The organism is Streptomyces sp. NPDC048484 (genome assembly GCF_040651415.1).
Lineage (GTDB): Bacteria > Actinomycetota > Actinomycetes > Streptomycetales > Streptomycetaceae > Streptomyces.
This window is the reverse complement of record NZ_JBEZJY010000008.1, coordinates 166,947-180,306: the sequence shown is the minus strand read 5'-3', so window position 1 is coordinate 180,306 and position 13,360 is coordinate 166,947. Positions and strand designations below refer to the sequence as shown.

Below are 13,360 nucleotides of genomic sequence, written 5' to 3'. Positions count from 1 at the left end.
GGGGCGTGTGAAGAAGGTGTGCGAGGTACATGGCGGGAGCCGATTCGGCCTGTCGGACTCCCTCCCCCTGTCGTAGGTTCTAGGCAGATGAGAGATACACCCCGCCCACAGGGGACTGTGGGTGACATCAGGACGGGGCCTCCCCAGCTTCGCCCTGGTCGTGCCTTCGCGCACACAACCGGAGCCTTGCGCTCCGGATATCCTCACCGATCGGACAGTCGCTCGCCCCAAACCCCCCGGGGCGTGCGACAACCCGGTCCCACAGGCCGCCTCGGCGCCCTTTCGTGAACATCCGCGCAAGCGGATCGCAGCGGACGGCCCGAAGCGCCGGTACCACCGAAGGGCTTGCACCTACCCCCCCTGGTGCAAGCCCTTCGGCGTATCCGGAGACACATACGGACACCCTCTCGTGGGCGCGGCCGGCCGTTCCTGCCACGCTGGGTGTCATGCCCACCGCCCCGGAGCAGCAGGACCCGCCCCCACCCCCGCCACAACCACGGCCTGCCGCTCCCGGCGCAGGGCGGCCCCCCGCTCGGGTGCGGCCGGCCCTGGCCCTGGGTCCACTCGTCCTCCTCTTCGCCTTCCTCACCTGGCAGGCCGCCCTCGACACCCCGCTGCGCCGCGCCGACGAGCGCCTCGCCGGGGCCATCGCGGGCAGCCGCCTCCCGGAGGGCGCCGCCGAGTTCCTCGCGGACCTCGGCAACCTCATGGTCGCCCTCCCGGTCCTGCTCGCGGTCGCCGCGTACGTCTCGTGGCGCGCCCTGCGCGCGGGCCTGCCCCGCTGGTGGTTCCCGCCGCTCGGGGCCCTGATCACCATGGCCGCCGTACCGGTCCTGGTCGTCCCGCTGAAGGAAGCCGTCGGCCGCACCGGCCCGCCCGGTGCGGCGGGCGACGGCTACTACCCCTCGGGCCACACCGCCACGGCCGCCGTCGCCTATGGAGCCGCCGTCCTCCTCCTGCTCCCCTGGCTCCACAACCGCTACCTCCGCCGCGAACTCACCATCGCCTGCCTGGTCCTGGTGGCATCGGTGAGCTTCGGCCTGATCCGCCGCGGCTACCACTGGCCACTGGATGTGGCGGGGAGCTGGTGCCTGAGCGCCGTGCTGCTGCTGGGCCTCTCGCTGTTCCTGACCCGCGGCAGCCCGACCGCCCGTCCGGCGTAGCGGCGGTCCGTCATCCGCGGTCATCGGTCGCCAGACCCGCCGCCGCCTCGTGCATGGCCAGTTCCAGCAGCGTCGGGTCGGTGAGCGTGCCGGAACCGTCCGGGGGGACCAGCCAGCGGACCCCGCCGGTCGACCGCCCGGGATAGGGCACCACGATCCACGTACCGCGTCCCGCTGAGCGCACCCCCGTGCCGAGCCAGCGTGCGGCCGTCCCCGGCGGGACGAAGAAACCCGTCCGCGCGTCGCCGAAGTCGGCGAGCACCGGGCCCGGCTGGTCGAGCACACGGGTCAGCACGTCGAGCGTCGGCCAGCCCAGCCGGCCCGGCAGGATGAGCACGTCCCAGGCCCTGCCCGCCGGCAGCAGCGCGATCCCCATCGGGTTGCGCTCCCATTCCCAGCGGCAGGCGTCGGGATCCGGTGCCACGGATGCCAGCCACTCGACCGCCGTCTTGGCCCCTGTCATGGCGGAACCTCCCTCTCTCGTGCTCTCGGGTCGACGCTGGTCGCGTCAGAGGGGAGAGGGAGGTTCGGGCCCGGCATTACGCGGCTTCCCGCCACGGATTTGCCACAGGTCCGTCGAATCCGTCGAAAGGTGACGGCGGGCCCCATGAGACGACGGGCCCCATGAAAGGTGACGTGTCCGGCTCAGCTGTCGAAGCCGAGCCCCACCCGGTCCATGGTCCGCAGCCACAGATTGCGCCGGCCGCCGTGTGCGTCCGCGCGGGCGAGCGACCACTTGGTGAGCGCGATGCCCGTCCACGCGAACGGCTCCGGCGGGAAGGGCATCGGCTTCCTGCGGACCATCTCAAGGGACGTACGCTCGGTGGCTTCCCCAGCCAGCAGGTCGAGCATCACGTCCGCGCCGAACCGGGTCGCCCCGACGCCGAGGCCCGTGTAGCCCGCCGCGTAGGCGACCCGCCCCCGGTGTGCCGTGCCGAAGAAGGCCGAGAAACGGGAGCACGTGTCGATCGCGCCGCCCCACGCGTGGGTGAAACGGACCCCCTCCAGCTGCGGGAAGCAGGTGAAGAAGTGTTCGGCGAGCTTCGCGTACGTGTCCGGCCGGTCGTCGTACTCGGCGCGCACCCGGCCGCCGTACGGGTAGACCGCGTCGTAGCCGCCCCACAGGATCTGGTGGTCGGCGGACAGCCGGAAGTAGTGGAACTGGTTCGCCGAGTCCCCGAGGCCCTGCCGGTTCTTCCAGCCGATCGAGGCGAGCTGCCCGGCGGTCAGCGGCTCAGTCATCAGCGCGTAGTCGTAGACCGGGACGGTGTACGGGCACACCCGCTTGACCAGGTTCGGGAAGATGTTGGTGCCGAGGGCGACCCGGCGGGCCCGCACACTGCCGTACGGGGTGCGTACGGCCATCGCGGCTCCGTACGGCTTCAGGGTGAGCGCGGGTGTGTTCTCGTACACGCGGACACCCAGCTCGACGCAGACGCGCTTGAGTCCCCAGGCGAGTTTGGCGGGGTGCAGCATGGCGACGCCCCGGCGGTCGTACAGGCCCGCGAGGAAGGTCGGCGAGTCCACCTGTTCCCGTACGGCTCCGGCGTCCAGGTATGCGACGCCTTCGGCCAGCCCCCGCCACCGCAACTCCTCGTACCACTCGCGCAGTTCGGCCGCCTGGTACGGCTCGGTGGCCACGTCGATCTCGCCGGTGCGCTCGAAGTCGCAGTCGAGGGCGTAGCGGGCGACGGTCGCCTCGATGCCGTCGAGGTTGCGGGCGCCCAGCTCCGCCAGCCGGTGGATCTCGTCGGGCCAGCGGGTCAGGCCATTGGCCAGGCCGTGGGTGAGGGAGGCGGCGCAGAAACCGCCGTTGCGGCCCGAGGCGGCCCAGCCCACCTCGCGGCCCTCGACCAGGACGACCTCCCGCCCCGGGTCGCGCTCCTTGGCGAGGAGCGCGGTCCACAGTCCGCTGTAGCCGCCGCCGACGACGAGCAGGTCACAGGTCTCGGCGGTGGTGAGCGCGGGCTCGGGGCGGGGCTTTCCGGGGTCGTCCAGCCAGTACGGGACCGGCTGGGCCTCGGAAAGGGACTTCGCCCAGTTCTTGCCGTTCTTGCTGTTCTTGCCGTTCTTACTGCTCATGCTGCTCTTGCTGTTCTTGTTCCGGCTCATGGCGCTCGGGGCCATGATTTCAACTCCCCACAGGAAGGTTGCGGTTATACCTTTTGGCGGTTGCGGCGATTCCCTATGACCATTCCGGCCAGCACGAACAGTACGGCGACGAGGAACATGGCCGTGCCGATGACGTTGATCTGGACGGGTGTTCCGCGCTGCGCCGAACCCCAGACGAACATGGGGAACGTGACCGTCGAGCCGGCGTTGAAATTGGTGATGATGAAATCGTCGAAGGAGAGCGCGAAGGCGAGCAGCGCTCCCGCGGCGATCCCGGGCGCGGCGATGGGCAGCGTGACGCGTACGAACGTCTGCACGGGACCCGCGTACAGGTCCTGCGCGGCCTGCTCCAGGCGCGGGTCCATCGACATCACGCGTGCCTTGACGGCGGTGACCACGAAGCTCAGACAGAACATGATGTGGGCGATCAGGATCGTCCAGAAGCCCAGCTGAGCGCCCAGGTTGAGGAAGAGCGTGAGCAGCGAGGCGGCCATGACGACCTCGGGCATCGCCATCGGCAGGAAGATCAGCGAGTTCACGGCGCCGCGCGCGCGGAAACGGTAGCGGACCAGTGCGAAGGCGATCATCGTGCCCAGGGCGGTGGCGCCCAGCGTCGCCCAGGCGGCGATCTGCAGACTCAGCGAGAGCGAGCCGCACAGATCGACGACCCCGCAGGGATCGGTCCAGGCGTCCGTGGAGAACTGCTGCCATTCGTAGTTGAAGCGCCCCTTCGGATTGTTGAAGGAGAACACCGTGACGACGATGTTTGGCAGCAGCAGATAGCCGAGGGTCAGCAGACCCGCGATGACGACGAGGTGACGCTTCAGCCAGCGTAGGACGGCCATCTAAACCAGATCCTCCGTCCCGGACTTGCGAATGTAGAGCGTGACGACGGCGAGAATCCCCGCCATGAGAATGAAGGAGAGGGCCGCGGCCGTCGGATAGTCGAGGATGCGCAGGAACTGCGTCTGGATGACGTTTCCGACCATGCGGGTGTCGGTGGAGCCGAGCAGGTCGGCGTTCACGTAGTCGCCGCTCGCCGGGATGAACGTGAGCAGCGTCCCGGAGACGACACCGGGCATCGACAGCGGGAACGTCACCTTGCGGAAGGTCGTGAAGGGCTTCGCGTACAGGTCGCCCGCCGCCTCGTGCAGCCGTCCGTCGATGCGTTCGAGTGAGGTGTAGAGCGGCAGGATCATGAACGGCAGGAAGTTGTACGTGAGACCGCAGACCACCGCGAGCGGCGTGGCCAGCACACGGTCGCCCGCGGTGATGCCGAGCCAGCTCGTGACGTCCAGGACGTGCAGCGAGTTGAGGGCGCCGACGACCGGGCCGCCGTCCGCGAGGATCGTCTTCCAGGCGAGCGTACGGATCAGGAAGCTGGTGAAGAACGGCGCGATGACCAGGATCAGGATCAGGTTGCGCCAGCGGCCCGCGCGGAACGCGATCAGATACGCGAGCGGGTAGCCGAGCAGCAGGCACAGGATCGTGGCGGTGCCGGCGTAGCCGATGGAACGCAGGAACTGCGGCCAGTAGTCGGCCACCGCGTCCCAGTAGGTCGCGAAGTGCCAGGTGACCTTGTAGCCCTCCTCCAGGGAGCCCGTCTGCACGGACGTGGAGGCCTGGTAGACCATCGGCAGGGCGAAGAAGACGACCAGCCAGAGAATGCCGGGGAGCAGCAGCCAGTACGGGGTGAGGCGGCCCCGTTTCCTGGGCGGGCGCTCCTTCGGCCCGGGCGTCGGCGCCAGGGGTGGCGCGTCGGTGACGGTCGTCATCAGGCCGCCTCCTCCTCGACCGTTTCGACGCCGGCGTCGCCCGTTTTCCCAGCAGATACAGCCTGGGCGGCGTCCAGGCCGAAGGTGTGCGCCGGGTTCCAGTGCAGGACCACCTCGGCGCCGGGCACGAGCCGTGCGTCGCGGTCGATGTTCTGGGCGTAGACCTCGAACTCCGGGCAGACCGGGCTGTCGATGACGTACTGCGTGGAGACGCCGATGAAACTGGAGTCGGCGATCGTGCCGGTGATGCGGTTGCGGCCCGCCGGGATCTCGCCCGCCTCGTCTGCGTGCGTGAGGGCGATCTTCTCGGGGCGCACGCCCACCAGCACCTTGCCGCCGGTCGTCGTGGGCGCGGAACAGCGCGACTTCGGCAGGATGAGCTTGCCGCCGCCCGCCTTGAGGACGATGTCCTCGCCGCTCCTGGTGTCGACCTCGGCCTCGATGAGGTTGGAGGTGCCGAGGAAGTTGGCGACGAACGTGGTGTTCGGGTTCTCGTAGAGGTCGGCGGGCGAGCCGAGCTGTTCGACGCGGCCCGCGTTCATCACGGCGACCGTGTCGGCCATCGTCATGGCCTCCTCCTGGTCGTGCGTGACATGGATGAAGGTGATGCCGACCTCGGTCTGGATGCGCTTGAGCTCCAGTTGCATCTGACGGCGCAGCTTGAGGTCGAGGGCGCCGAGGGGCTCGTCGAGGAGGAGCACCTTGGGGGCGTTGATCAGCGCGCGGGCCACGGCGACGCGCTGTTGCTGGCCGCCGGAGAGCTGGTGGGGCTTCTTGCGGACCTGCTCGCCGAGCTGGACCAGGTCGAGCATGTCCACGACGCTCTTCTTCACCGACTTGATGCCGCGCCGGCGCAGACCGAAGGCGACGTTCTCGAAGATGTCGAGGTGTGGGAAGAGGGCGTACGACTGGAAGACCGTGTTCACCGGACGCCGGTAAGGGGGCAGGTTCGTCACGTCCTGGTCGCCGAGGGCGACGGTGCCGGAGGAAGGGTCTTCCAGGCCGGCGATCATCCGCAGGGTGGTGGTCTTGCCGCAGCCCGACGCTCCCAGAAGGGCGAAGAACGAGCCCTGGGGCACGGTCAGATCGAGCGGCTGGACGGCGGTGAAGGAGCCGTAGGTCTTACTGATTCCCGAAAGACGGACGTCGCCGCCGGTGTCTGTACTGCTCTTCGTGCTGTTCTTCGTGCTGTTCTTCGTGGTCACGGCGATCACGCCCCCGTCAGCTTGGCGAACTTCTCTTCGTAGGCCGTCTCTTCCTTGGTGCTCAGGGAGCGGAAGGAGTGCGACTTGGCCGCCATGGCGGCATCGGGAATGATCAGCGGATTGTCCGCCGCCGCCTTGTCGATCTTCGCCAGTTCGGGCTTCACCCCGTCGACGGGACAGACGTAGTTGATGTACGCGGCCAGCTGTGCGGCCGGACCGGGCTCGTAGTAGTAGTCGATGAGCCGCTCGGCGTTGGTCTTGTGCCGTGCTTTGCCGGGGACCAGCAGGTTGTCCGTGGATGTCAGATAACCGCTGTCCGGGATGACGAAGTCGACGTCCGGACTGTCCGCCTTGAGCTGGACGACGTCGCCGGCCCAGGCGACACAGGCCGCCAGGTCGCCCTTGGTGAGGTCGGACGTGTAGTCGTTGCCGGTGAAGCGGCGTATCTGGCCCTTGTCGACGGCCTTCTGGAGACGGGCGATCGCCGCGTCGAAGTCGTCGTCCGTGAACTTCGCCGGGTCCTTGCCCAGGTCGAGCAGCGTCATGCCCATGCTGTCGCGCATCTCGGACAGCAGGCCGATGCGCCCCTTGAGCTTGGGGTTGTCGAGCATGTCGGAGAGCGACTTCACCTCCACGCCGTCCAGCGCCTTCTTGTTGTAGGCGATGACGGTGGAGATACCGGTCCAGGGATACGAGTACGAGCGTCCCGGGTCCCAGTCGGGGGTTCGGAACTGCTGGGAGAGGTTGGCGTAGGCATGCGGCAGGTTGGACGCGTCCAGCTTCTGCACCCAGCCGAAGCGGATCAGCCGCGCGGCCAGCCAGTCGGTGACACAGATGAGGTCGCGCCCGGTGTCCTGGCCCGCCGCGAGCTGCGGCTTGAGCTTCCCGAAGAACTCGACGTTGTCGTTGATGTCCTCGGTGTACTTGACCTTGATGCCGGTGCGTTCGGTGAACGCGTCGAGCGTGGGGTGGCGCTTCTCGCTGTCGTCGACGTCCATGTACTCGGTCCAGTTGGAGAAGCTGATCCGCTTCTCCTTGGCCGAGTGGTCCTCGGACGAGACGCCCGCGGTGTTCTTCGCCGCGGGGATCCCGCAGGCGCTCAGCGTCCCGAGCCCGCCCAGGGCGAGTGCGCCGCCCGTCGAGGCGCGCAGCAGCGAACGGCGGGTGAGGGAGGCCCTGCCGCTGCGGAGGCTGCGCCGCATGGCGGCCAGTCGGGCCGGGGACAGGCGATCGGGCTCGTACTGCTCCATGCTCGTGGTGCCCTTTCGGGAGGGTCGGCCCGGTCCGGGCCGGTGATGACGGCCGGTGATGACTACCGGTCCCCGAAGATCGTGCGGTGCCAGTCCTTCCTGGCCACCGCGGTGTTGTCGAACATGACGTGCTTGATCTGTGTGTACTCCTCGAACGAGTACGAGGACATGTCCTTGCCGAAGCCGGACGCCCGGTACCCGCCGTGGGGCATCTCGCTGATGATCGGGATGTGGTCGTTGACCCACACACAGCCCGCCTTGATCTCGCGCGTGGCCCGGTTCGCCCGGTACACGTCACGGCTCCACGCGGAGGCGGCGAGACCGTACGGGGTGTCGTTGGCGAGCCGGATGCCTTCGTCGTCGCTGTCGAAGGGCACCACCACCAGGACCGGGCCGAAGATCTCGCTCTGCACGATCTCGCTGTCCTGCGCGGCGTCGGCCACGAGTGTGGGCCGGTAGTACGCACCGTGTTCCAGGTTCCGCGGGATCTCGCCACCGGTGACCACGCGCGCGTAGGAACGCGCCCGGTCGACGAACCCGGCGACGCGGTCGCGCTGGGCGAACGAGATGAGCGGCCCGAGGTCGGTGTCCGGCGCGAACGGATCACCGAGCCGGACGGTGTCCATGAGGGCCGCGGTCCTCGAAACGAACTCTTCGTAGAGGGGCCTTTGGACGTACGCGCGCGTGGCGGCCGTGCAGTCCTGGCCCGTGTTGATGAGCGCGCCCGCCACCGCGCCGTGCACGGCGGCCTCCAGGTCCGCGTCGTCGAAGACCACGAAGGGGGCTTTGCCGCCGAGTTCCAGGTGGAGGCGCTTGACCGTGGAGGTGGCGATCTCCGCGACGCGCTTGCCGACGGCGGTGGAGCCGGTGAAGGAGGTCATGACGACGTCGGGGTGACCGACCAGGTGCTCGCCCGCCTCCCGGCCCGCGCCCGTGACGATGTTGACGACACCGTCCGGGATGCCCGCCTGGGTCGCTGCCTCGGCGAACAGCAGGGAGGTGAGCGGGGTGACCTCGGCGGGCTTGAGGACGATGGTGTTGCCCGCGGCGATCGCCGGGAGGACCTTCCAGGCCGCCATCTGGAGGGGGTAGTTCCAGGGGGCGATGGAGCCGACCACACCGATGGGCTCACGGCGTACGTACGAGGTGTGGTCGCCCGAGTACTCGCCTGCGGACTGGCCCTGGAGGTGGCGGGCCGCGCCGGCGAAGTAGGCGGTGTTGTCGATCGTGCCCGGGACGTCGAACTCCCGGGTCAGCTTGAGGGGCTTGCCGCACTGGAGGGACTCCACCCGCGCGAACTCCTCGGCACGGTCGGCGAGTACCGCGGCGAAGCGGTGCATGGCGTCGGAGCGCTCACCGGGGGTGGCGCCCGACCAGCCGGGGAACGCCCCCCGCGCGGCTTCGACCGCCGCGTCCACGTCAACGGTGCTCGCCAGCTGGTACGTGTAGATCCCGTCGCCGGTCGCGGGGTCGACGACCACGTGGTTCCGGCCGGACGTGCCCTTGGTCAGCCGGCCGTCGATGTACTGCGCGCCGTCCGCGAAATGGTCCTGCGCCTGGAAGCGATGGCCCGGATTGTGCATGTAGCTCTCCTCCGCCGCACTCCCCGTAACCCGGGGGTCGGCGTAGCTCCAGCTCGATTTGAGTGCCGATCCTGACAGAGCAATGGTGCTCCAACAAGTGATTCCGTTGTTGCCTTTTGGTTACGCGACGGAATCTGTCGACCAGGTGTCGAGGCGCCCGGGAAAAGACGGGACGGATTGTCAGTGGTGCGTGCCACACTCGCGGGCATGGGGGAGATCGAATTGCGGATCGCGTCTCGGGACGCGCTGATCAGCGCGGTGCGGGCGGGGGCGAGAGTCAAGTACCTGCACTTCTGGGGGCATCGGCCGCGTACGGACGGACGGATCGGGGCGAGCTGTCTGAGCCAGTGGTGGCCGTCGCCGTTCACGGCGGACGGGGTGGAGTACCGGACGGCCGAGCACTGGATGATGGCGCACAAGGCGCGGCGCTTCGGCGACGCGGAGGCGGAGCGGCGGGCGCTGGACGCGCCGAACCCCGCGCTCGCGAAGAAGGCCGGCCGTATGGTCCGGGGGTTCGACGAGGCCGTGTGGGAGCGGGAGCGGTTCGGGATCGTGGCCGAGGGGAGCGTGCGCAAGTTCGCCTCGGACGGCGAGCTGAGCGCGTTCCTGCTGGGCACGGGTGAGCGGGTGCTGGTCGAGGCCAGCCCCGTGGACCGTGTGTGGGGCATCGGACTGGCCGCGGACGACGAACGGGCCTTCGACCCCGACCGCTGGCAGGGCCCGAACCTACTGGGCTTCGCCCTGATGGAGGCCCGGGACCGTCTACGGTCCACCTGACGACGGCGCGTCGAACCCCGTGGGCCGGTGAGGGCCGGTGCGGGGGCTGGTGCGCGGGCTGGTCAGCCGGCAACCGTCAGCGATGTACTGAAACCGTCCCCGCCCGTGCCCGAGTCACCGCTCCCAGAATCCTCGGGCATCACCAAGAACAGCACCGCGACGGCAATGGCCAGCGCGAGACCGACCGCCCCACAGATGATCCCCGCCAGCACCTGCCCCGAATTCGTGGCTTCGCCGCGCCGGACCCTGCCCTGCCCGATCCCACCGAAGATCAGCGCGAGGATGCCGCAGGCGAGAGCCACCGGCCACAGACAGAACCCGACCGCCGCGATGATCCCGAGCACGAGCGACGCGGTGCCCAGTCCGTTGCTGGGCATCGCGGGCCAGCCGTAGCCGGGGCCGCCGGGAGCGCTTCCGTAGGCGTGGGCGGGCCCGTGGTTGCCGTGGCCGGGGTAGGCCGGATGCCCGTACCCGCCTCTGTGCCCGCCCTCATACCCGTACCCGTACGGCATCTGCCCCGGTCCTCCCGGCGCGATGGGCGGCGGCGGAACGGCCGAGGCACCCGGAGGCGCGAACGGATGAGCCCATGGGCCCGGCCCCGGAGTCTGCCCCTGAGCCATGCCGGGCGCAGGACCATACGGATACGGATACGGATACGGATACGGATACGGAAACGGATAGGGCGGCCCGGGATAAGGGGCGACAGCCTGCTGGTCGTACACCGAGGGAGAGGGCGAGGGCGCGGGTGGTGTCGCCCTGGCATGCTCCGTCGGCGCGGCCCAGGGGTTCAGTTCAGCAGGGGGGTCAGGGACGGCAGGGGCATCAGGGATAGCAGGGACGGCAGAGGTCTTGCCCAGCGGCACCTTCGCCCCCGGAACGGCGTCCGCGACATCTGCGGCGTCCGCGGCATCCGCTGGGCGACGGTCCTGCGGCTCGTCACCCGGCGCATCCGGTATCTGCGCGTCCTCGGACATGCGCGGAGTCCCCTCTGTCGTACGTGGAGTCATGCTACGGCCCAAACCTCCCCCGCGCGGGCCCCGGCCTACGATGATCCCTGAACCACCGATCAGCCGATCACCCGCGCCGGCCGGACACCGGCCCGGCGCCGTTCCTGGGGAGGAACCCTTGACCGACCTGCACTCCTTCATCGCCGGCCTGCCCAAGGCCGAACTCCACGTCCACCACGTCGGCTCGGCCTCCCCGCGCATCGTCTCCGAACTGGCCGCCCGCCACCCCGACTCCAAAGTGCCGACGGACCCCGAGGCTCTGGTCGACTACTTCACGTTCACGGACTTCGCGCACTTCATCGACGTGTACCTGTCCGTCGTCGACCTCATCCGCACGCCCGAGGACGTACGCCTCCTCACCTACGAGGTCGCCCGTGACATGGCCCGGCAGCAGATCCGCTACGCCGAGCTGACGATCACGCCGTTCTCGTCGACCCGTCGCGGTATCGACGAGGACGCCTTCATGGACGCGATCGAGGACGCCCGCACGTCCGCCGAGGCGGACTTCGGGACCGTCCTGCGGTGGTGCTTCGACATCCCGGGCGAGGCAGGTCTCGAATCCGCCGAGGAGACGGTCCGGCTCGCCACCACCGACAAGCTCCGCCCGGAGGGCCTGGTCTCCTTCGGGCTCGGCGGGCCCGAGATCGGCGTGCCCCGGCCGCAGTTCAAGCCGTACTTCGACCGTGCGATCGCGGCCGGCCTGCACTCCGTACCGCACGCGGGTGAGACGACAGGTCCTGAGACCGTCTGGGACGCGGTGACGGACCTGCGGGCCGAGCGCATCGGCCACGGCACGAGCTCCGTCCGGGACCCGAAGCTGCTCGCGCACCTCGCCGAGCACCGGATCCCACTGGAGGTCTGCCCCACCTCCAACATCGCCACCCGCGCGGTCCGCACCCTCGACGAGCACCCCTTGAAGGAGTTCGTACGGGCCGGCTTCGTCGTCACCGTCAACTCCGACGACCCGCCGATGTTCGGCACCGACCTCAACAACGAGTACGCGGTGGCCGCCCGCCTCCTCGACCTCGACGAGCGGGGCCTCGCCGCGCTCGCCAAGAACGCCGTCGAGGTCTCCTTCCTGGACGGCCCCGGCAAGACGGCACTCGCCGCGGAGATCGACACGTACACCGCTGGATGGCTCGCGCCCTGAGCCGGCACACCAGCACAATGGGCCGATGCGTACCGTGACTGCCGTGGCCCATCGCGGCGACCCCTACCGCGTCCGTGAGAACACGGTCGACTCACTGCGTTCCGCGCTCGAAAGGGGCGCGGACGCCGTCGAGATCGACGTCCGGCTGACCCACGACGGCGTGCCCGTGCTGCTGCACGACGACACGCTGAAGCGACTGTGGGGGCGGGACCGGCCGCTGCGGTCGCTCTCCGCCGACGAGGTGCGGGGGCTGACCTCGGGCGGGATCCCCACGCTTGAGGAGGCTCTCAAGTCGACGGACGAGGGCCGGTTCATGGTCGACATGCCGGGTCCGGCGGACGCGCGCGCCGTCCGCCGGATCGTCGGCGTCATCCGCGACCTGGGCGCCGAGGAGCGCGTGTACTACTGCGCGGGCGCCGCCACCATGCTCGCGGTCCGCGCGGCGGACCCTTCCGCGGAGATCGCCCTCACCTGGACGAGCCTGGCACCGCCCCGGCCCGCGCTGCTCGACGCGGTGCGGCCGCGGTGGCTCAACTACCGCTTCGGGCTCGCTAGCCGCGACCTCGTCACCCGGGTCCACCGAGACGGGTACCTGGTCTCGGTGTGGACGCCCGACACCCGGCGGTCCATGCGACGGCTCCTCGACGCGGGCGTCGACTCGATCACGACGAACCGCGTCGACACGCTGCGCTCCCTGTCCTGAGGTTCAACCGCTCCGGCCGGTCAGCTGTGGGCGCGGGCCTGGCTGTCGAGTGCCGCGACGCGCTGCGCGAGGCGCTTCAGGACGGTTTCGCCCCACTGGAGGTTCGCCCGTTCCAGAGCCATGCCGCCCTGGAGGGTGAGGTAGGGGCCGACCCGGTCGGCAGTGATGAGGTACTCGTCCTCGGTGCGTCCGGCCAGCATCCGTTCCTGCATGCGCTGGTAGCGGGCGAGTTTTGCGGTGGCCCGCTCGACGCGCTCGGCGACGGCGGCCCGTACGGCCTCGATGTCGTCGGTGTCCCCGATGTCGACGCACTGGACCTTGACCATCAGCTCGTCCCTGATGGCCAACGGCTTCGCGGGGCCCTCGGCGACGTACGCGCGCAGGACGTGCCGTCCGGCCTCGGTGAGCGAGAAGAGCCGTTTGTTGGGCCGGCGCTCCTGCTGGACGACACGGGCGGAGACGAGCCCGTCGCCCTCCATGCGCTCCAACTCCCGGTAGAGCTGCTGCGGAGTGGCCATCCAGAAGTTGGCGACCGAGGCCTCGAAGCCCTTCGCGAGGTCGTACCCGGATGCCTCACCCTCCAGAAGCGCGGCCATCACCGCGTTGCGCAACGCCATGGGCCCAAGCTAACACCG

General features: G+C 69.6%; 12 protein-coding genes and 1 pseudogene. 4 read left to right on the top strand and 9 right to left on the bottom strand.

Annotated elements, in window-relative coordinates; all coding sequences use genetic code 11:
- Positions 1–446 precede the first annotated feature (446 nt).
- The gene (locus AB0D14_RS10840) at positions 447–1,163 is read left to right on the top strand and encodes a phosphatase PAP2 family protein (RefSeq protein WP_362776902.1); all 717 of its coding nucleotides are present in this window, start codon (positions 447–449) and stop codon (positions 1,161–1,163) included.
- A 10-nt stretch (positions 1,164–1,173) separates the two neighbouring features.
- On the opposite strand, the gene AB0D14_RS10835 is transcribed toward AB0D14_RS10840, so the two are convergent.
- The 7 genes from AB0D14_RS10835 to AB0D14_RS10805 all read right to left on the bottom strand — a co-directional run bounded on the left by AB0D14_RS10835 (position 1,174) and on the right by AB0D14_RS10805 (position 9,088).
- On the bottom strand, positions 1,174–1,626 hold the full coding sequence (locus AB0D14_RS10835; protein ID WP_362776900.1) for a hypothetical protein: 453 nt from the start codon (positions 1,624–1,626) through the stop codon (positions 1,174–1,176).
- A gap of 182 nt (positions 1,627–1,808) precedes the next feature.
- Complete coding sequence (locus tag AB0D14_RS10830; RefSeq protein WP_362777044.1) at positions 1,809–3,245, bottom strand: FAD-dependent oxidoreductase; 1,437 nt, start codon at positions 3,243–3,245, stop codon at positions 1,809–1,811.
- Positions 3,246–3,319: 74 nt separating this feature from the next.
- Positions 3,320–4,120, bottom strand: a complete 801-nt coding sequence (locus AB0D14_RS10825) for an ABC transporter permease (RefSeq protein WP_362776898.1) — start codon at positions 4,118–4,120, stop codon at positions 3,320–3,322.
- Entirely contained in the window at positions 4,121–5,050 is a 930-nt protein-coding gene (locus tag AB0D14_RS10820) for an ABC transporter permease (protein ID WP_362776896.1), read from the bottom strand.
- Positions 5,050–6,264, bottom strand: a complete 1,215-nt coding sequence (locus tag AB0D14_RS10815) for an ABC transporter ATP-binding protein (protein WP_362776893.1) — start codon at positions 6,262–6,264, stop codon at positions 5,050–5,052. Before AB0D14_RS10815 ends, AB0D14_RS10820 begins: the two co-directional genes overlap by 1 nt.
- Positions 6,261–7,505, bottom strand: a complete 1,245-nt coding sequence (locus AB0D14_RS10810) for a spermidine/putrescine ABC transporter substrate-binding protein (protein ID WP_362776890.1) — start codon at positions 7,503–7,505, stop codon at positions 6,261–6,263. Before AB0D14_RS10810 ends, AB0D14_RS10815 begins: the two co-directional genes overlap by 4 nt.
- 62 nt (positions 7,506–7,567) lie before the next feature.
- The gene (locus AB0D14_RS10805) at positions 7,568–9,088 is read right to left on the bottom strand and encodes a gamma-aminobutyraldehyde dehydrogenase (RefSeq protein WP_362776888.1); all 1,521 of its coding nucleotides are present in this window, start codon (positions 9,086–9,088) and stop codon (positions 7,568–7,570) included.
- Between the two features lie 207 nt (positions 9,089–9,295).
- On the opposite strand from AB0D14_RS10805, the gene AB0D14_RS10800 reads away from it, so the two are divergent.
- Positions 9,296–9,865: an NADAR family protein gene (locus AB0D14_RS10800; RefSeq protein ID WP_362776887.1), complete on the top strand. Its 570-nt coding sequence runs from the start codon at positions 9,296–9,298 to the stop codon at positions 9,863–9,865.
- Between the two features lie 62 nt (positions 9,866–9,927).
- Here the strand turns inward: AB0D14_RS10800 and AB0D14_RS10795 are convergent, their stop codons facing one another.
- Positions 9,928–10,377 (bottom strand): DUF4190 domain-containing protein, encoded by a 450-nt coding sequence (locus AB0D14_RS10795; RefSeq protein ID WP_362776885.1) that lies wholly within the window; start codon positions 10,375–10,377, stop codon positions 9,928–9,930.
- Positions 10,378–10,938: 561 nt separating this feature from the next.
- Here AB0D14_RS10795 and AB0D14_RS10790 point away from each other — a divergent pair.
- Positions 10,939–12,022 (top strand): annotated as a pseudogene (locus AB0D14_RS10790) (adenosine deaminase).
- A gap of 25 nt (positions 12,023–12,047) precedes the next feature.
- The gene (locus AB0D14_RS10785) at positions 12,048–12,725 is read left to right on the top strand and encodes a glycerophosphodiester phosphodiesterase (protein WP_362776884.1); all 678 of its coding nucleotides are present in this window, start codon (positions 12,048–12,050) and stop codon (positions 12,723–12,725) included.
- A gap of 20 nt (positions 12,726–12,745) precedes the next feature.
- On the opposite strand, the gene AB0D14_RS10780 is transcribed toward AB0D14_RS10785, so the two are convergent.
- Positions 12,746–13,342, bottom strand: coding sequence for a PadR family transcriptional regulator (locus AB0D14_RS10780; protein ID WP_362776883.1), 597 nt, complete (start codon positions 13,340–13,342; stop codon positions 12,746–12,748).
- Positions 13,343–13,360: the final 18 nt, after the last annotated feature.